The sequence below is a fragment of the Streptomyces sp. N50 genome (genome assembly GCF_033335955.1).
Classification (GTDB): Bacteria; Actinomycetota; Actinomycetes; order Streptomycetales; family Streptomycetaceae; genus Streptomyces.
The window spans coordinates 3,303,905-3,322,640 of sequence record NZ_CP137549.1 but is presented as its reverse complement, the minus strand read 5'-3'; the positions used below and the strand labels follow the sequence as shown (position 1 = coordinate 3,322,640).

At 69.8% G+C, this 18,736-nt stretch carries 19 protein-coding genes; 10 read left to right on the top strand and 9 right to left on the bottom strand.

The annotated features are described in order from the left end of the window. Positions 1-10 precede the first annotated feature (10 nt). The 5 genes from R2B38_RS14540 to R2B38_RS14520 are packed head-to-tail and all read right to left on the bottom strand — an operon-like array spanning position 11 to position 4,167. Positions 11-967: a glycine betaine ABC transporter substrate-binding protein gene (locus tag R2B38_RS14540; protein ID WP_318016615.1), complete on the bottom strand. Its 957-nt coding sequence runs from the start codon at positions 965-967 to the stop codon at positions 11-13. Then, a complete protein-coding gene (locus R2B38_RS14535) occupies positions 964-1,767 on the bottom strand; it encodes an ABC transporter permease (protein WP_411978450.1) in 804 nt (267 codons plus the stop codon). The genes R2B38_RS14540 and R2B38_RS14535 overlap by 4 nt, the downstream gene beginning before the upstream one ends. Further along, on the bottom strand, positions 1,764-3,023 hold the full coding sequence (locus R2B38_RS14530; protein WP_318016614.1) for a betaine/proline/choline family ABC transporter ATP-binding protein: 1,260 nt from the start codon (positions 3,021-3,023) through the stop codon (positions 1,764-1,766). Before R2B38_RS14530 ends, R2B38_RS14535 begins: the two co-directional genes overlap by 4 nt. Continuing rightward, positions 3,016-3,663 carry an ABC transporter permease gene (locus R2B38_RS14525; protein WP_318016613.1) on the bottom strand — a complete coding sequence of 216 codons (648 nt, stop codon included), beginning with the start codon at positions 3,661-3,663 and terminating at the stop codon, positions 3,016-3,018. The genes R2B38_RS14530 and R2B38_RS14525 overlap by 8 nt, the downstream gene beginning before the upstream one ends. Before the next feature lie 12 nt (positions 3,664-3,675). After that, entirely contained in the window at positions 3,676-4,167 is a 492-nt protein-coding gene (locus tag R2B38_RS14520) for an Lrp/AsnC family transcriptional regulator (RefSeq protein WP_318016612.1), read from the bottom strand. Positions 4,168-4,292: 125 nt separating this feature from the next. On the opposite strand from R2B38_RS14520, the gene hppD reads away from it, so the two are divergent. The 5 genes from hppD to nthA are packed head-to-tail and all read left to right on the top strand — an operon-like array spanning position 4,293 to position 7,530. Beyond that, the gene (gene hppD / locus R2B38_RS14515; RefSeq protein WP_318016611.1) at positions 4,293-5,438 is read left to right on the top strand and encodes a 4-hydroxyphenylpyruvate dioxygenase; all 1,146 of its coding nucleotides are present in this window, start codon (positions 4,293-4,295) and stop codon (positions 5,436-5,438) included. Between the two features lie 32 nt (positions 5,439-5,470). Further along, a complete protein-coding gene (locus R2B38_RS14510) occupies positions 5,471-6,337 on the top strand; it encodes a Teichoic acid biosynthesis protein C (Precursor) (RefSeq protein ID WP_318016610.1) in 867 nt (288 codons plus the stop codon). A gap of 27 nt (positions 6,338-6,364) precedes the next feature. Beyond that, the gene (locus R2B38_RS14505) at positions 6,365-6,646 is read left to right on the top strand and encodes an SH3-like domain-containing protein (protein WP_318016609.1); all 282 of its coding nucleotides are present in this window, start codon (positions 6,365-6,367) and stop codon (positions 6,644-6,646) included. A gap of 16 nt (positions 6,647-6,662) precedes the next feature. Continuing rightward, positions 6,663-6,959: an SH3-like domain-containing protein gene (locus tag R2B38_RS14500; protein WP_318016608.1), complete on the top strand. Its 297-nt coding sequence runs from the start codon at positions 6,663-6,665 to the stop codon at positions 6,957-6,959. Beyond that, positions 6,949-7,530, top strand: coding sequence for a nitrile hydratase subunit alpha (gene nthA, locus R2B38_RS14495; protein ID WP_318016607.1), 582 nt, complete (start codon positions 6,949-6,951; stop codon positions 7,528-7,530). Before R2B38_RS14500 ends, nthA begins: the two co-directional genes overlap by 11 nt. Before the next feature lie 9 nt (positions 7,531-7,539). Here the strand turns inward: nthA and R2B38_RS14490 are convergent, their stop codons facing one another. Next, positions 7,540-9,006, bottom strand: a complete 1,467-nt coding sequence (locus R2B38_RS14490; RefSeq protein ID WP_318016606.1) for a tetratricopeptide repeat protein — start codon at positions 9,004-9,006, stop codon at positions 7,540-7,542. Positions 9,007-9,098: 92 nt separating this feature from the next. On the opposite strand from R2B38_RS14490, the gene R2B38_RS14485 reads away from it, so the two are divergent. After that, positions 9,099-10,505, top strand: a complete 1,407-nt coding sequence (locus R2B38_RS14485) for an FAD-binding oxidoreductase (RefSeq protein WP_318016605.1) — start codon at positions 9,099-9,101, stop codon at positions 10,503-10,505. A gap of 223 nt (positions 10,506-10,728) precedes the next feature. Here R2B38_RS14485 and R2B38_RS14480 read toward each other — a convergent pair whose 3' ends face one another. Then, the gene (locus tag R2B38_RS14480) at positions 10,729-11,757 is read right to left on the bottom strand and encodes a hypothetical protein (protein WP_318016604.1); all 1,029 of its coding nucleotides are present in this window, start codon (positions 11,755-11,757) and stop codon (positions 10,729-10,731) included. 92 nt (positions 11,758-11,849) lie between these two features. Beyond that, positions 11,850-12,323, bottom strand: coding sequence for an SsgA family sporulation/cell division regulator (locus R2B38_RS14475; protein ID WP_033286035.1), 474 nt, complete (start codon positions 12,321-12,323; stop codon positions 11,850-11,852). Positions 12,324-12,587: 264 nt separating this feature from the next. Between R2B38_RS14475 and R2B38_RS14470 the strand changes: the two genes are divergently transcribed. Next, a complete protein-coding gene (locus tag R2B38_RS14470; RefSeq protein ID WP_318016603.1) occupies positions 12,588-14,099 on the top strand; it encodes an RDD family protein in 1,512 nt (503 codons plus the stop codon). 89 nt (positions 14,100-14,188) lie between these two features. After that, positions 14,189-14,836 (top strand): RDD family protein, encoded by a 648-nt coding sequence (locus tag R2B38_RS14465; RefSeq protein WP_318016602.1) that lies wholly within the window; start codon positions 14,189-14,191, stop codon positions 14,834-14,836. Between the two features lie 101 nt (positions 14,837-14,937). On the opposite strand, the gene R2B38_RS14460 is transcribed toward R2B38_RS14465, so the two are convergent. Next, positions 14,938-15,264 (bottom strand): hypothetical protein, encoded by a 327-nt coding sequence (locus R2B38_RS14460; RefSeq protein ID WP_318016601.1) that lies wholly within the window; start codon positions 15,262-15,264, stop codon positions 14,938-14,940. 435 nt (positions 15,265-15,699) lie between these two features. Here R2B38_RS14460 and R2B38_RS14455 point away from each other — a divergent pair, with 435 nt between their 5' ends. Continuing rightward, positions 15,700-18,042, top strand: a complete 2,343-nt coding sequence (locus R2B38_RS14455) for an immune inhibitor A domain-containing protein (protein WP_318016600.1) — start codon at positions 15,700-15,702, stop codon at positions 18,040-18,042. Between the two features lie 135 nt (positions 18,043-18,177). After that, positions 18,178-18,531: a hypothetical protein gene (locus tag R2B38_RS14450; protein WP_033286088.1), complete on the top strand. Its 354-nt coding sequence runs from the start codon at positions 18,178-18,180 to the stop codon at positions 18,529-18,531. The last annotated feature ends 205 nt before the right edge of the window (positions 18,532-18,736 follow it).

Sequence of the window (18,736 nt, the reverse complement as noted above, 5' to 3'; positions counted from 1 at the left end):
TCCGGCGGCCCTACTTGACCAACCCCTCCGCCTTCATCCAGTCCAGCGCCACCTGATGCGGGTCCTCCCCGTCGACGTCCACCTTGGCGTTCAGCGTCTGCGCCACCGTGTTGTTCAGCTTCTCGGTGACCGGGGCCAGGACCTTCGCGATCGCCGGCCACTTCTTCAGGGCCTTCGTGTTGATCTCGGGCGCCGCGTTGTAGTTGGGGAAGAACTTCTTGTCGTCGGCCATCACCGCGAGGTTCATCGACTTGATGCGGCCGTCGGTGGTGAAGACCTCGCCGTAGGTGCAACTCCCCTTCTTCACCTGGGTGTAGATGATCCCGGTGTCCATCTGCGTGATGTTCTTCGCGGGGAGGTTCATCCCGTACGCCTTCTCCATGCCCGGCAGTCCGTCCGCGCGGTTGGCGAACTCGCTCTCCACGCACACCGTCACCGCGCCCGGGTCCTTCTTCGCCAGCGCGGCCACCTCGGACAGCGTCCTCGTGCCGTACTTCTTGAAGTTGGCCTGGTTCATCGCGAGCGCGTAGGTGTTGTTCAGGGCGGAGGGAGGCAGCCAGGTGATGCCGTTCTTCAGGTCCGCGTCCCGTACCGCCTGCCACTGCTTCAGCGGGTCGGTGATCGGCTTGCTGTTGCCGAGGTAGGTGATCCACGCGGTGCCGGTGTACTCGTACATCCCGTCCGCGTCACCGGACTTGACGGCCTCCCGCGCGCCGATGGAGCCCTGGATGCCGGTCCGGTCCAGGACGTCCGCGCCGGCCGCCTGGAAGGCGATGCCCATCATCGCGCCGAGGATCAGCTGCTCGGTGAACTCCTTCGAGGTGACGGTGAGATGGGCGCCCTTGAGGGGCTCGCCCTTGCCGACGGTGCCGGGGCTGACGTCGTCGACCATGGGGGAGCCGCTGGTCAGTCCGCAGCCGGCGACGACGACCAGGGTCCCGGCCAGCAGAAGGCAGGTGCGTTTCATGAGCCCGCCTCCAATCCCCTTGGGCGCAACAGGAGTTCGGCGAGTGAGGCCAGCCAGTCCACCAGCAGGGCGAGGCTGACCGTGAGGATCGAGCCGAGCACCAGGACCGGCATCCGCTGGGTGGTGATGCCGGTGGTGATCAGGACGCCCAGGCCGCCGCCCCCGCCGAAGGTCGCCAGGGTCGCCGTACCGACGTTGAGGACCAGGGCGGTTCGGACTCCGGCCAGGATCAGCGGGACGGCGAGGGGGAGCTCCACCTTTGCCAGGACGCCGAGTTGGGACATGCCGATGCCTCGGGCCGCCTCCAGCAGGGTCGGGTCGTTGGCCTTCAGGCCCGCGATGGTGTTGGACAGGACCGGCAGGACGGCGTAGATGATGATGCCGATCAGGGCCGCCTTCTCGCCGGTGCCGAGCCAGATGACCAGGAGGGCCAACAGGCCGATGGCCGGGGTGGCTTGACCCATGTTGGCGAACGTCATCGCCACCGGGGCGGCCTTCCGGAACGCGCCCCGCGTCAGCAGGATGCCCAGCGGGATCGCGATGATCAGCACGAAGAACGTGGAGATCACGGTCAGCTGGACGTGCTGCCAAAGGGCCTTGCTCACCTGGCCGTTGGAGAGGGCGTTCTTCGAAATGGCGTCCAGGTGGGCCTGGTTGAACCACAGCCAGGTCGCCAGCAGGATCGCCACCAGGGCGGCGGGCAGGAAGGTCAGCTTCTGCCAGGTGATCCGACGTCTCGGGGGAGTCGCGGGCGGCGGGGCCTCGACCTCCGTCTCCTCTTCCAGCTCGGGAGTGGTCACGCCTTCTCCTCCCCGCCGGCGCCTTCCTGCTCGGCGTGCGTCTGGAGGGCCCGGGCCTCCTCCAGCTCGTGCTGGGCCTCCATCGCCTCCAGCCGGTCGGCCTCCAGGAGTTCGTGCACGGAGTTCATCAGCGTCTCCATGTCGACGACCCCGGTGTACTCGCCGCGCCGCCCGGTGACCGCGACCCGCCCCGCGTTGTCCGTGAGCACCGCCTCCAGCGCGTCCCGGAGCGTCGCGTCCCGGGTCACCGTGTCGCTGACCAGCGTGCCCGCCCGGGCCAGCGACCCCTTGGCGCGCATCATGTCGCCGCGCCGCAGCCATTTGTAGGGCCGGCCGCGCTTGTCGAGCAGCAGGATCTCGTTGGTGCCGCTGTCCCGGAGCCGGTTGAAGATGTCCTGGAGCGGGTCGTCGACGGTGACCGTCGGATAATCGGTGATCTCCACGTCCCGTACGCGGGTCAGGTTCAGCCGCTTCAGGGCCGCCCCGGCGCCCACGAACCCGGACACGAAGTCGTCCGCCGGGTTGGTGAGGATCGCCTCCGGGGTGTCGAACTGCGCGATGTGCGAGCGTTCGCGCAGCACCGCGATCCGGTCGCCCAGTTTGATCGCCTCGTCGAAGTCGTGGGTGACGAAGACGATCGTCTTGTGCAGTTCGTGCTGGAGCCTGATCAACTCGTCCTGGAGGTGGTCGCGGGTGATCGGGTCGACCGCCCCGAACGGCTCGTCCATCAAAAGCACCGGCGGATCGGCCGCCAACGCCCGTGCCACGCCCACGCGTTGCTGCTGCCCGCCGGAGAGCTGGCGCGGATAGCGGCCCTGGAACTCACCGGCGTCGAGGCCGACCAGGTCGAGCATCTCCTCCACCCGGTTCCTGATCCGGGACTTGGACCAGCCGATCATCTTCGGGACCAGCGCGATGTTCTGGGCGACGGTCATGTGCGGGAAGAGACCGCTCGACTGGATCGCGTAGCCGACCTTGCGGCGCAGCTTCACCGGGTCGATGTCGGTGACGTCCTCGCCGCCGATGCGGATGCGGCCGCCGGTCGGTTCGATCAGCCGGTTGATCATCTTGAGCGTGGTGGACTTTCCGCAGCCGGAGGGCCCGACGAAGACGACGAGTTCACCCGCCTTGATCTCCATGTTGACGCTCTCGACGGCCGGGTCGGCGCTGCCCGGATACCGCTTGGTCAGGTTCTCCAGCTCGATGGAGGCACCGGAGGTCGGGTTCACCGGCTCGGACTCGGATCGCTCAGGCACGGATCCCCCTGGGAATGGTCAGCCGTCCGAGAAGGACGTACGCGGCGTCGAACAGCAGCGCCAGGACGATGATCCCGAGCGTGCCCGCGAGCACCTGGTTGAGGGCGTTCTTGCTGCCCAGCGACCCGATCCCGCGGAAGATCTCGTTGCCGAGGCCGGGCCCGGAGGCGTACGCCGCGATGGCCGCGATGCCCATCAGCATCTGCGTGGAGACCCGGATCCCGGTGAGGATCGGCGGCCAGGCCAACGGCAGTTCGACCCGCAGCAGCCGCGCCAGCCGGGACATCCCGATGCCCTTCGCCGCGTCCACGAGCGACGGGTCGACCCCGCGCAGGCCCACGATCGAGTTACGGACGATCGGCAGCAGGCCGTAGAGAGTCAAAGCGATCACCGTGGGCGGAACGCCGAGCCCTACGATCGGAATGAGCAGACCGATCATGGCGAGCGACGGAATGGTCAGAATGGTCGACGTGGCCGTGGTGGCGAGGTTGCCCGCCCACTCGCTCCGATACGTGACGACCCCGATCACCACACCGATCAGCGTGGCGACGACCATGCACTGGAAGACCGCGCTGGCGTGCTGGTAGGCGTCGGTGAGCAGCTGCTGGTGCCGGTTGCCCACGTACTCCCAGAAGCTCACATGCCCACACCCCTACGTCGGCCAGGTCGTCCCTTCCGGGTCTTCCGCCGCCTGTTTCACGAGCGGGATGATCCGCAGTGGAACGGGGTTCTCCATGACGATGGCGGTGGCGGCCCGGACAATGCCATCAAAACCGACAACCCGGTCGATGACTCGCTGGAGATCGGCGTTCGACCGGGCCACGAGCCGGCACAGCATGTCCCCGCTGCCGGTCGTGGTGTGCAGTTCGAGCACCTCGGGGACGGTCGCCAAGTGCGCCCGTACGTCCGGGCCTTGCCCCTGCCGGATCTCCAGCGTCGCGAACGCCGTGACCGGATACCCGAGCGCCGCCGGATCGACCTGCGGACCGAATCCCCGGATGACTCCATTCGACTGAAGCCGGTCCAGCCGCGCCTGCACCGTCCCCCGGGCCACCCCCAGCCGCCGGGACATCTCCAGCACCCCGATCCGCGGCTCCTCGGCCAGCAGCACGATGATCCGGCCGTCCAGACGATCGATCCCCATACGCCCGCCTCCAACGATGGTCAGCCTGTACAGAAAGCCCGCCGAAACGGTCGTACCACTGAACAGATTGCCCAGCCAATACGCGAACTATTGCGCACCTTGCCGTGGAGCGGGAGCCTTCGCCCATGACCCAGACCATGCACCACACTCCCGACACCGCCCGGCAGGCCGACCCCTTCCCGGTGAAGGGGATGGACGCGGTCGTCTTCGCCGTGGGCAACGCCAAGCAGGCGGCGCACTACTACTCCACGGCCTTCGGCATGACACTGGTCGCCTACTCCGGACCGGAGAACGGCAGCCGCGAGACCGCCTCGTACGTGCTCACCAACGGCTCCGCCCGCTTCGTGTTCACCTCCGTCATCAAGCCCGCCACCCCCTGGGGCGAGTTCCTCACCCGCCATGTGGCCGAGCACGGCGACGGGGTCGTCGACCTCGCCATCGAGGTGCCGGACGCGCGAGCCGCGTACGCGTACGCCGTCGAGCACGGCGCCCGTTCCCTCGCCGAGCCGTACGAGCTGAAGGACGAGCACGGCTCGGTCGTCCTCGCCGCGATCGCCACCTACGGCGAGACCCGCCACACGCTCGTCGAGCGCACGGGCTACGACGGCCCGTACCTCCCCGGCTTCGCCCCCGCCGACCCCCTGGTCGCGGCCCCCGCACACCGCACCTTCCAGGCGATCGACCACTGCGTCGGCAACGTCGAACTCGGCCACATGAACGAGTGGGTCGGCTTCTACAACAAGGTCATGGGCTTCACGAACATGAAGGAGTTCGTGGGCGACGACATCGCGACCGAGTACAGCGCGCTGATGTCGAAGGTCGTCGCCGACGGCACGCTCAAGGTCAAGTTCCCGATCAACGAGCCCGCCGTGGCTAAGAAGAAGTCGCAGATCGACGAGTACCTGGAGTTCTACGGCGGCGCGGGCGTCCAGCACATCGCGCTCAACACGAACGACATCGTGCAGACGGTACGGACCATGCGCGCGGCCGGGGTGAAGTTCCTGGACACCCCCGACTCCTACTACGACACCCTCGGCGAGTGGGTCGGCGACACCCGGGTCCCCGTCGACACCCTGCGCGAGCTGAAGATCCTCGCCGACCGGGACGAGGACGGATACCTTCTCCAGATCTTCACCAAGCCGGTCCAGGACCGTCCTACGGTGTTCTTCGAACTCATCGAGCGACACGGCTCGATGGGCTTCGGCAAGGGCAACTTCAAGGCACTGTTCGAGGCGATCGAGCGGGAGCAGGAGAAGCGGGGCAACCTGTAACGCACGGGTCCCGCAAGGGACTTGGGAGGACCGTGGCCGTCGCGCCGATCGACCTGAGCGCACCGGCGGTGCGCTGGCTGTGGCAGAGGGGCACCCTGCACGAGCCCACGGTCCTCCAGTCGTTCGCCCTCGACGAGGTCCATCAGCGCCTGTACGTCCTCCAGTTGAGAACGGGCGGCGCCGACGCCGGCAACCTCTGCCTCAACCAGCTGGACTACACGGGCAGGTCGCTCGGCCACATGCACCTCCAGGGCTTCGGCCACGGCGTCAGCATGGGTGTGCAGAACACCACCGACGGCGACGTCTGGATCTGGACCGAGGCCGCCGCGAAGGCCGGTTCGGGCGGTGCCTACGGCCAGGCGGTCACCCGCTTCCACTTCGCGAACGGCGCCACCCGCACCGCCGCCGACGTGGCGATCCGCAAGCCGATCGCGAACTCCACCAACAACCAGCCCACGGTCTGCATGACGTCCAACCGCATAGCGATCCGCTACCGCCTGGCCAATCAACCCCGTTACCGGATCTGGGACTTGGACGCCTTCGTGGCCCGCGACTACTCCACTCCCGTCGCCGACATAGCCCAGACCGGAGCCCACCCGGACCCGAAGATCCCGTTCCAGGGCTACGCCCTCGACGGCGACCACCTCTACCAACTGGCGGGCTCCGCCTACGACTCCACGACCAACCCGCCCGCGAAACACGGCAACACCTACGTCTCCTGCCTCGACATCCGCACCGGCGAACTGGTCCAGCGCTCCCGCACGGAGGCCGGCTACACCCTCACCCACCGCGAACCGGAGGGCCTCGCCGTCCGCACCAAGCCCCGCACCCGGCTGTGCGTCGGGTTCGCGTCCGGGGAGGCGGGGGCACGCAAGTTCTCCCTCTGCTACAAGCCGTAGCCGCGGGCGGCGCCGTACGCTGCCCTCATGGCCAGGATCAACGACGTGGGCGGCACCCAGGGCTTCGGTGCCATCGACACCACCGACGACCCCGAGCCCTTCCACGCCGACTGGGAGGCGCGGGTCGTCGGGCTGTTCAACGCCCTGCGCGCGCAAGGGATCTTCAACCTCAACGAGTTCCGGGACACGATCGAGGCGATCCCGCCCGCCGCGTACCTGACGATGTCGTACTACGAGCGCTGGTTCGCCGCGATCACCACCCTGCTGGAACGCAAGGGCGTGATCGAGCCGGGTGAGCTCGATGAGTGACTCGATGAGTGATTCGATGAGTGACCGCTTCCCGCCCGGCACCCGCGTCCGCACCTTCCCGCACGACCCGCCGCACCACACCCGCCTGCCCCGGTACGCACGCGGCAAGTCCGGCGTCGTCGTGGAACCGGAGGGGCGGGCCGAGTTGGCCGACGTCAGTGCGCGGGGGAGCGGGGACGCGCCGGTCGAGCAGGTGTACGCGGTGCGGTTCGCGGCCCGTGACCTGTGGGGCGAGGGCGACCATCACGTCGTACTGGACCTGTGGGAAAGCTACTTGGAAGCGTGCGAAGAGGAACGTGACGATGAGCGGTGACCACGAGGACGCCTCGATCTCCCGGCGGGTGCGGCGACTTGAGACCCTGCTGGAGGAGAAGGGGGTCGTCACGGCCGGGGCCGTCGACGAGGTGCTCGACGCGTTCCTCGCACGCGCGTCACCGGCGAACGGGGCCCGGGTCGTCGCCCGCGCCTGGACCGACGGGGCTTACAGGGAACGGCTGTTGACGGACGGCACCGCCGCCGTCCAGGAACTCGGCTTGATGGACGGCTCGTTCCAGCGGCTGCGGGTCGTCGCGAACACGGAGGCGACCCACAACGTCATCGTCTGCACCCTCTGCTCCTGCTACCCGCTCGCGCTCCTCGGCCCGTCCCCGGGCTGGTACAAGTCGGAGGCCTACCGCTCCCGCGTGGTCCGCGAACCCCGTTCCGTACTGGCCGAGTTCGGGCTTCAGCTGCCCGCGGCCACCGACGTCACCGTGTGGGACTCCAGCGCCGAGACCCGCTACATGGTGCTCCCGCGCAGGCCCGCCGGTACGGAGTCGCTGACGGAGGACGAACTGGCCGCGCTGGTCACCCGCAACGCGCTCATCGGCACGGCGGCTGTGTGAGGCGGAGGGTCAACTCGGCTTGTCCGTAGGCTCCTTGTCCGTGGGGAGGCCCTCCTCGGGCGGCTCGCCCAGTGTCGCCAGCGCCGCCTGGGCGAGCGGTACCCGCAGGGGCGAGAAGTACGGGTTGATCTGCAGCGCCTCCTGGAGATGGCGGCGGGCGGACGCGTACTTCTCCAACTCCTTCTCGATCATGCCCCGGTGGAACGCGTACAGCGCGTCCCGCACCCCGCCCCCGTGCACCTTGTCCGTCGCCGCCGACGCGAACTTCAGCGCCTCCTCGTCCTGGCCGGCCTTGTGCAGCGCCCAGCCGAGCGCGTCGGCCACCGGGATGCCCGGCTGGCGGGTCCACTCGGCGCGCAGCCGTCGTACGGCGTCTTGCGCGTCGCCGTGGTCCGCTTCGAAGACGCCGAGGATCAACTCGTCGTCGACCCCGGCCGCCGCGTCCTTGGCGGCGAGGGCGCGCAGGGTGTCGTACTGGACGCGGGCTGCCTGGGTGAGGCCCAGGGACTCGTACAACTCACCCAGTTCCAGGGCGTATTGGGGGGTCGGCTGCTTGGCGAGGGCGACCTGGTAGGCGTTCAGGGCCTCCGAGGTGCGGCCCAGGGCGGCCAGTGCGCGGCCCTCGCCGGCCAGGGCCTCCCGCTGGTCCGGGTCCAGTCGTACGGCCGCCTCGAAGTGGCGTAGCGCGACCTCGCGGTCCCCGCGTTCCCAGGCCAGCTCACCGGCGCGCTGCAGCCAGGCGGCCTGTTCGGCGGGGGCCGTGGCCTTCGCCGCCGCGTCGGCGAGTTGGGCGGCTGCGTCCTCGCGCCAGCCGCGGTCGCGGTAGACGGCCGCGGCGCGGGCCATCACGGCGGGGCCGGTGTGCAGGTCCAGCAGCTTCTCGAGGGTGCGTTGCGTCGCTTTGTAGTCACCGAGCCCTGTGTACGCGTCGATCAGCAGCGGATACGTCGTCCAGCGCCTCGGCGCCAGCTTCACCGCGGCCTCGCCCCAGGTGCGCGCCGCGCGGAAGTCCCGCCGTTCGTTCGCGAGGGCCGCCAGGCCGTCCATCGCGACGGCGTTCGCGTCGTTGCCCCGCGCGCGGACCTTCAGCGCGGTACGGAGGGCCTCCTCGGCCTTCGGGTAGTACAGGGTGTCCCCGGTCCGCCGCCCCTGCTCCACATAGGCCGAGCCGAGCACCGCCCAGGACCGCGCGTCCCCCGGATGGGCCCGAACCCGGGTCTCACGGTCGCCGATCAGCGCGGCCAGGTCCGGCAGCGCGGCCGGTACCCCCGCGGTGACCGCGGTCAGCGCCTGCGCCTTGGGTCCCGGCGCGGGCGGCGGCGCGGGGCGCGGCTCCTCGGGCAGCAGCCACAGCAGCCCGCCGAGCACCGCGCACCCGGCGACCGCGGTGATCAGCACCCGGCGCAGAACGGGGGAGCGGCGCCGGGGCGCCTCCGCCACCAGGGACGTACCGGGGCTCCGCTGTTCGTTCTCCATGGCGCTCACTGTGCGTCAGTACGACGACCACATCCCGGCACCCAAAGCCACGCGCGGACGGGGTTCACACCGATGGCCGCGAGTGCGACGCTGTGATCATGAGCCGTATCGAAGCGCCTCGCGACCAGGACACCGGGACCCTCGTCGACCGGCTGCTGGCCGGACTGCCCGCCGAGGCCGTCCTGACCGACCCGGACGTCACGGCCTCGTACGCCAACGACATGGCGAGCTTCTGCCCCTCCGGCACCCCTGCCGTCGTCGTGCTGCCGCGCACAGTCGAGCAGGTCCAGCACGTCATGCGCGTCGCCACCGAACTGCGCCTCCCGGTCGTCCCGCAGGGCGCCCGCACGGGCCTGTCCGGCGCGGCCAACGCCTCCGAGGGCTGCGTCGTGCTGTCCCTCGTCAAGATGGACCGCATCCTGGAGATCAGCCCGGTCGACCGCGTCGCGGTCGTCGAGCCGGGCGTCATCAACGCGACGCTCTCCCGCGCGGTCAACGAACACGGCCTCTACTACCCGCCGGATCCCTCCAGTTGGGAGATGTGCACGATCGGCGGCAACATCGGCACCGCGTCCGGCGGCCTGTGCTGTGTGAAGTACGGGGTGACGGCCGAGTACGTCCTCGGCCTGGACGTCGTCCTCGCCGACGGGCGGCTGATGAGCACCGGCCGGCGTACGGCGAAGGGGGTCGCCGGGTACGACCTGACCCGGCTGTTCGTCGGGTCGGAGGGCTCGCTCGGGATCGTCGTCAAGGCGATCCTGGCGCTGAGGCCGCAGCCGCCCCAACAGCTCGTTCTGGCCGCCGAGTTCGGGTCCGCGGCGGCCGCGTGCGACGCCGTGTGCCGGATCATGGAGGGCGGGCACGTGCCGTCCCTCCTCGAACTGATGGACCGTACGACCGTCAAGGCCGTCAACGACCTGGCGCACATGGGACTGCCGGAGACCACCGAGGCGTTGCTGCTCGCCGCCTTCGACACGCTGGACCCGGCTGCCGACCTGGCCGCCGTGGGAGCCTTGTGCGAGGCGGCCGGAGCCACGCAGGTGGTGCCCGCCGAGGACGCGGCCGAGTCCGAACTGCTGCTCCAGGCGCGGCGGTTGTCGCTCACGGCGCTGGAGGCGGTCAAGGGCACGACGATGATCGACGACGTGTGCGTGCCCCGGTCGCGGCTGGGCGAGATGCTCGAAGGGGTGGAGCGGATCGGCGAGAAGTACCGGCTGACGATCGGCGTCTGCGCGCACGCCGGAGACGGCAACACGCACCCCACCGTCTGCTTCGACGCCCAGGACGCCGACGAGTCCCGGCGCGCCCGCGAGTCCTTCGACGAGATCATGGCGCTCGGCCTGGAGCTCGGCGGCACCATCACCGGCGAACACGGCGTGGGCGTCCTGAAGAAGGAGTGGCTGGCCCGCGAGATCGGCCCGGTGGGCATGGAGATGCAGCGGGCGGTCAAGGCGACCTTCGACCCGCTGGGGATCCTCAATCCGGGCAAGCTGTTCTGAGGCGGGGGCGGGACACCTGTCCTGGAAAAGTGTGACACTTTCGCCGGAAGTGACACACTTTCTGAACTTGCCGTTGAAGAGGGCCGGCCCGGGATCATGAGGTGCTTGTTCTCGCCCCGGCCGTGAGCATGTCAGCCTGTGGCAGCACCACCGAGGTCAGCGCTCTTCGCAGCCGGCAGACAACCACGAGACATCCAGGGAGCGCTGGTGGCTTGTCTCACGGTCAGCGGAGCGAGGCCCACGGGTCGTCGCGATCCTCGGGATCGGGCTGGTCGGGGTGGAGCATCGTTCGGACGCAGCGTCGCAGTCCGGTCTCGTGGGATCCCCCGGCGTTGGCCATCCAGCGCAGGTCGTCCATGGTGTGGGCGCGTTCGTCGGTGGCGAGGTCATCGACGGCGGTCCGCAAGTCGTCGGGGGCGGGTTCGTCGGTGAGGCAGAGCCAGCCGATCGCGGCGGCAAGGCGGACCTCGGGTGCTTGTGTTCGGTCCCGCCACTGTTTCCGCATCCATGCGGTGGTCGGCGCGTGGGGGTGAGCGCGGGTGGCTTCGGCAGTGGCGAGGACCAGGGCGGCGCTGACTTTCGGATCCTGCTCGGTGGCGAGCCGGGCACGGAAGGAGGAGCGGACGGCGCGGTCGGGGTCCGCGGCGGTGGCCAGTGTGTAGGCGGCGTCGATGCGCATCGACGGGTCGGGGTCGCCGAGAAGGGGGTGCAGGAGGGCGGTGTCGGCGGTGATCGCGGCCCGGGCGGCGGCGACCGACCAGCCGGCAGGGTAGCCGGTCACCTCGACGCCGTAGCCGTCGTACAGATCGCCGTCCTGGAAGTCGGCGCGGTGGAGCAGCAGTTCCTTGCGGGAGGCGACGCCGAAGTGGAGGGCGCGGGCCGGGCAGGCGGCCACGGCGAGAGCGTCGGCACGACAGGGGTGGCGGGTGTCGGCGGCGATGCGGATCAGGAACGGTACGGCGAGAACGGCGGCGGCCCGCATGTCGTTGGCGCACATGCCGCTCACCACGCCCGCTCCCGAACGACGGGAGCCGTCGGTGTGCAGCAGGTGAACGGCCTCCCTGACGCGTTCCCCCTGCGGAAAGCGCTCCCAGGGGACTTCGCCGAGCAGAAATCCGTCCTTGGTCTCGGGCCGGATGTCGGCCACCGCCGCCCGCACGTCGAACGGCCCGCCCGCGAAAGAGGACAGATCCGCCCCGTCCGCCAACGCCCGGCACATCGCAAACGTCGGATCGGTCCGCCAATCGCCCACGTCACACCACCCACAGCCAAGTCGAAACGGAGCCGATCATGCCACCCCCAGGTCCGCCTGTTCGAAGCGGAACGTTGAACGGCAAGCTGAACTCACTCCCCGTCCCGCGACTCGTCCGACGGCCACGGGTCGCGCAGCCACAGGTCGTCGGCCGGGGTCGGTGCGAGCAGCTCGGCCAGGCCGGCGTCGATGCCGAGCTGCTCGGCCTCAGAGCCCGGGGGTACCACCCGCAGGGTGCGCTCCAGCCACGCCGACACCTGCGCCGCCGGTGCCTCCAGCAGGGCGTCCCCGTCGGGTGAACTCAGCGCCATCAGGACGACGCTGCGCCGCTCCACCTTCGTCGGCCACACCCGCACGTCCCCGTGCCCGCACGGCCGGAACACCCCCTCGACGAGCAGTTCGCGGGCGAACGTCCAGTGCACGGGGTGCTCGGAGTTGATGTGGAAGGAGATGTGGACGGCGTACGGGTCGTCGGTGCGGTAGCTCAGCCGGGCCGGGACCGGAATGCTCCGCTCCGGCGACAGGATGAGTTTGAGCTCCAACTCCCGCTCTACGACTGTGTGCATGACGTGTCTCCTCTCGCTGACCGGGCCCTGCGGTGGGCCCGTACGAGTGGAGAGGGCGTGCGGGCTCAAGCATTACGCGAGTTCGGACATCTTTTTTTCACCCGAGGCGTCAGGAAGGCTTCGCGGGGCTTCGGGGCGTGTGGACTCCGTGCACGAGCTTGCCCGGAAAGGGGTGGGTCCGGCGGGACGGGCAGTGGTGGTCGTGCGGGTCTGATAGATGTGGACACCCCCATTTGACCTCCGAGCAGATACGGGACGACGGACATGAGCGCCCCAACCCCGGCACCCGGTGACGACAGGCCCCGCGAGGGGTACTACCCGGACCCGTCCATTCCTGGCTATGTCCGGTACTGGAACGGCGCGTCCTGGGTGCCCGGCACCAGCCGCCCGGCACCCTCGGACGGCCTGTCGCCCGGCGCGCCGGGCACGTCCGTCGAGGAGACCGGCCCGCACTTCTTCGACGAGGACCCGGTGAGCCCGGCGGACGCGCAGCACGGCAGCCGGCCCGAACCGGCGGCCGCGTGGGGCGCGGACCGCGCCCACCAGAGCGGCTTCGGCGGCGACCAGGACCGCCGCGTCTCCTGGGGCTCCCCGGACCCGAGAACGGCCGCGGACCCGAGAGTCCCGGCGGACAACCGGGCCCAGCCGGACGGCCCGGCGCCGGCCTCCCCGGAGGAACCGCCCAACCCCGGCACCTTCGTCTTCCGCCGCCCGACCACTGGGGGAGGAGACATCCCGTCCCCGTCGGCCCCCGCCGCCGACGAGGGCACGACCACTTTCCGCCGCCCGACCCCGCGCACACCGCAACAGGGCGGGGGGCCGGGGGCGCAGGGCGGGGGCGCGGGTGCCGGGGGCGCCTTCGGCTCACAGGGGCCGGCGGGGTCCGGGGCGGGTGTCGGCGGTTTCGGCGCCGACAACCCCGCCGGCACCACCCCCTCCTCCGACCCCTCCGGCCCCGGTTTCGGTGCCGGAAAGGCGGCCGTCGCCCGGGCCGCGCAGGCTCAGGGGGGCTCCGGCACCGGGGTGCCCGCCTCCGCTGCTCCCGCCCCCTCCTCCGCCGCTTCCACGGCGCTCTCCGGGCCCCAGCAGGCCGCCCCCGGCGTCCCGCAGCAGTCCGGTCCGGCGCAGCCGCAGGGGGCCGCCGTAGGGACGCCGATGGCCGCTGGATCCGGGGGCGGGCAGCCGTCCTGGGCGCAGCAGGTGCATCGGCTGGCGGGGGACGAGGACGGGCCCGTGGCACCCTGGAAGCCGCCCGTCGAGGACGTGTTCCAGGCGGCGGCCCGGCGGCAGTCGGCGGCGCGGCCCGCGGGGCTCGGGAAGCGGCTGGTCGCGCGGCTGATCGACACCGTCGTGCTCGGCGCCGTCACGGCCGTGGCCGCCGTACCGCTCGGGACCAAGGCCGTCGACCATCTCAACGAGAAGATCGACGCGGCCAAGCTCTCCGGCCGGACCGAGACCGTCTGGCTGCTGGACGGCACCACGTCCGCCTACCTGGGCATCGTCCTCGCCGTCCTCCTCCTCTTCGGCGTCCTCTACGAGGCGCTGCCCACCGGCAAGTGGGGCCGCACCCTCGGCAAGAAGCTCTGCGGGATCGAGGTCCGCGGCATCGAGAGCCACGAGCCGCCCGGCTTCGGCGGGGCGCTGCGCCGCTGGCTCGTCTACAGCGTCCCGGGGCTGCTCGGCATCGGGATCGTCGGCGTCGCCTGGTGCCTGTTCGACCGGCCCTGGCACCAGTGCTGGCACGACAAGGCAGCGCATACGTTCGTAGCGGCATAGGGGCGTACGGCATCCGGGGTACCTGATTCCGTACCCCGGACGGCCGCTCGCCGGATGCGGCGGCGGGCGGTTCGCGGTCGACTCGGCCCATGAGCACCGAACCGCCTCCGGGCTCCGGCCAGCAGCCGCCGGAAGACGACCCGTTCAGGAAGCAGCCCCCTCCTGGCCAGGGATCGGGCTCACCGTACGACCAGAACTACGGGAACCAGCCGCCGCAGCCTCCTCCGTACGGCGGCGCCGGCGGTGACCCCTACGGCGGCGGCTCCTACCCCACCGACCCGCTCGCCGGTATGCCCCCGCTCGCCGACAGCGGCCGCCGCACGCTCGCCCGGATCATCGACCTGATCCTCGTCGGCATCATCGTCTGGCTGCTCACCTGGGCCTTCGGCGTCCACGAGTACGACGTCGGCTCGAACGGCGCTTCGTACGCCAAGTCGCTCGGCCAGTCGCTCATCGCGGCCGTGCTCTACATCGGCTACGACACCGTGATGACGGCCAAGTCCGGTCAGACGCTGGGCAAGAAGTGGCTGGGCCTGCGTGTGGCCAACCTCGACAACGGGTCGACGCCGTCCGTGCAGACCAACCTGATCCGCGCGGCGGTGCTGTGGATCCCGTTCGCGTTCTGCTGCGCCTGCGTCTGGACGGCGATCTGCGGCGGCTGGAGCTTCTTCGACAAGCCGTACAAGCAGGGCCTGCACGACAAGGCCGCCAAGACCGTGGTGGTCAGCACGCGTTGACGTGACCGGTGGCCCAACTCCGGGGTGTACACAGCGAATCGGCGGGTCCGTGGTCAACGGACCCGCCGATTCGCGCAGTTGAGCCGGGGCTTGTGCTTGGTCTAGGGAGTGCTCCGCTCCCGTACCGGCTCCGCGGACGCGGACGACACGGCGGCGGACACGGTCTCCCGCCGTACCGGCACCGGCACCCGCTGCCGCTGTGGAACGGCCGGAGCCGCGGTCTGGGTGGCGGCCTGAACTGCTGCTCGGGCGCGGGTCTTCGGCTGCGGCACCGTCAGGGAGATGAGCAGCCCGAGGGCGAGTGCGGCGCACGCGATGACCGCGATGCCCAGACCCGAGTTCGTCTGTGACAGCAGCAGCATGGCGAGCGTCGAGAAGATCACGGTGAACGAACCGTAGGCGAGCTGTGCGGCGGTCGGACGAGGCATGGCAATCGAGTCCTCGTTAGGCGATGGAGGGGAGCTGTGAAAGGGGGGTGCGACAAGGATGTCGGCCTGGTTTTCCGCCGGTTCCTGGCGTTCCGCCAAGCGACTCTATTCGCCTGCATGCCCGAGTGGAACGTGCAGTAAGCATGACCTAACACACAGCTCCGGAGCATGGGGGGCGCACGGAGTCATACCGTCCACCAAGTGGACGGATGCACGCGCCCGTTGAGCGATGGACAAGTCGGCCTCACGTGTCCGTAAAGCGGACCCCGGCTTCGCATAGTGCACTTGTCCTGCTCAAGTCAAGGTCTGTCTTTTCCCGTAAACCTCTAGTCAAATAACGTCACTTGACTATCACGCGTTCACCGCGCGCGGACCTTCCATGACTCCAGGACCCCCCCTTCCGCGCGGTCGAGTGTGCGCAGGGGAGGACCTCAAGTGACCAGCAGACCCTGGACGTTCAGAGCGGCCGCGGTGGGCGTGGCCCTCGCGGCGGCCACCGCCACGTTCTCGACGTTCGCCGTGGCGGAGGCCAACACCTCGGCCAAGGCCACCACTGTCGACCGGCACGACCCGGCACCGGTCGCACAGAAGGAGCACGACCTCGACGGCCCGCTGAGCAAGACGCAGGACGCGCAGCGCCAGGAGGCCCTGAACGAGGTCATCGCCGGCAAGGCCTCGGTCAAGGACCGCAACGGTTCGAAGGTCGTCCAGCTCAAGAGCAAGGGCGGCAGGAGCAAATACGTCGAGCTGAGCCGGGAGAAGACCGACAAGATCTTCACGATCCTGGTCGAGTTCGGCGACAAGGTGGACACCCGCTACGGCGGCACCGTCGGCCCGCTGCACAACCAGATAGCCGCGCCCGACCGGGCGAAGGACAACTCGACGGCCTGGCAGGCGGATTACAACCAGGCGCACTTCCAGGACCTGTACTTCGGCACCGGCAAGAACACCGAGTCGCTCAAGAAGTACTACGAGAAGCAGTCCTCGGGCCGCTACTCGGTCGACGGCGAGGTCACCGACTGGGTCAAGGTCCCCTACAACGAGGCCCGTTACGGCTCCAACAAGGCTTCCACCGGCGCCTGGTACGCGGTGCAGGACGGCGTCAACGCTTGGGTCGCCCAGCGCGAGGCCGCGGGTGACACGGCCGCCGAGATCAAGACGGAGCTGGCCCAGTTCGACCAGTGGGACCGCTACGACTACGACGGCGACGGCAACTTCAACGAGCCCGACGGCTACATCGACCACTTCCAGATCGTGCACGCCGGTGAGGACGAGTCCGCGGGCGGCGGCGCGCAGGGCGAGGACGCGATCTGGGCCCACCGCTGGTACGCCTTCGGCACCGACGCCGGTTCCACAGGGCCGGACACCAACAAGCTCGGCGGCACCCAGGTCGGCGACACCGGCGTCTGGGTCGGCGACTACACCATCCAGCCGGAGAACGGCGGACTCGGCGTCTACGCCCACGAGTACGGCCACGACCTCGGCCTGCCCGACGAGTACGACACCGCGGGCGGCGAGAACTCCACCGGCTTCTGGACGCTGATGTCGTCCGGTTCCTGGCTCGGCACCGGCAAGGAGGCGATCGGCGACCTGCCCGGCGACATGAACGCCTGGGACAAGCTCCAACTGGGCTGGCTGGACTACGACATAGCCAAGGCCGGCACCAAGTCGAAGCACACGCTGGGCGTCGCGGAGTACAACACCAAGAACCCCCAGGCGCTCGTGGTGCAGTTGCCCGAGAAGGCGGTCACCACCGAGGTCATCGCCCCGGCGCAGGGCGCCACCCAGTGGTGGAGCGGCAGCGGCAACAGCCTGAGCAACACCCTTTCCCGCACAGTGGACTTGACGGGCAAGTCGTCCGCCGCGCTCACGCTGGACGGCTGGTACGACGCCGAGGCCGACTACGACTACCTCTACACCGAGGTGTCCACCGACGGCGGCACGTCCTGGACCCCGATCGACGGCACCCTGGCCGACGGCTCCGCCATCCCGCGTGACGGCAGCGGCAACCCGGCCCTCACCGGCACGGCGGCCGCGTACCAGAAGCTGACGTACCCGCTGGACGCCTACGCGGGCCAGAAGATCGACGTCCGCTTCCGCTACCAGACCGACAGCGGTGTGGCGCAGAAGGGCTTCACGGCCGACGAGATCACCGTGACCGCCGACGGCACCGCCCTCTTCTCCGACAACGCCGAGAGCGCCGACCCCGCGTGGACGGCCAAGGGCTTCACCCGCATCGGCTCGTCCTTCACGGACGACTACGCGCAGTACTACATCGCCGAGAACCGTCAATACGTGTCCTACGACAAGGTGTTGAAGGTCGGCCCGTACAACTTCGGCTTCTCGACGACCCGTCCGGACTGGGTGGAGCACTACGCCTACCAGAACGGCCTGTTGATCTGGAAGTGGGACACCTCGCAGGCGGACGACAACACCAGCGAGCACCCCGGTGAGGGTCTGATCCTGCCGATCGACTCCCACCCGACGCAGCTGAAGTGGTCCAACGGCACGCTGATGCGCAACCGCGTGCAGGCCTACGACTCGCCGTTCGGCCTGGACCGCACGGACTCGATCACCCTGCACAACGCGGACGTCGCGACCAGGATCAAGTCGCAGCCGGGTGTGCCGGTCTTCGACGACGGCAGGTCGACCTACTACGACACGTCGAACCCGACAGCCGGTGTCAAGATCACTGACACCAACACCCGGATCAAGATCACCAGGGAGTCGCACGACGGCTCGACGGTGAGCCTCCAGGTCGGCCCCTCGGCGAAGTAGTCGGTAAAAGCGCAGGTCAGAAACGTATCGGCGGTGACCCCCTGGCGGGTCGCCGCCGATCCGTGTTTAGGTGCGTCCTGTGCCCGGCTTATTGACACCGACCTCGACTACGACCCGCCAGGGGGTGTGACCGCATTGTCCGCAGGAGGTTTCTGCAGGCTGCCGACCGGCAGCGTGGTGGTGGCGTTGAACCTGCCAAGACCCAGCGCCCAGGGTGACGGCTGCGTCCGCGTTCTCGTCCACGCACGCAACCGCGCCCGGGCTCTGACCCGGCTCCGCAACCTCGGAATGCGGGCCGTCTACCTGCGCGGCAACGCGGAGCCGCCGACCCCGGACGAGATCACGGCGGTCCTGCACCACCCCGACGGCCTGATATGGCGCACGGCCCCGGCCCCTGACAACGCTGTCGTGATCCCGGGCCCGGAACTGCCGCAGGAGCTGTGGCATCCGATCAGGGCGCTGCTCCGGAGGCCTGCGGCCTCGGCGTAGCGGGGTTGTGTGTTGCCTGCGGCCCGGTGGGGGCTGGTCGCGCCCACGCGGCGGAGCCGCATATCGATACAGCCTCGCGCCCCTGAGAGTGGTGGTGTTTTGTCTGCGGGCCCGGTGGGGGCTGAGCGCGCAGTTCCCCGCGCCCCTTTGAGGCGCGGCTGGCGCCGCGATGGGCCGGTTGTGTTTTGTCTGCGGGCCCGGTGGG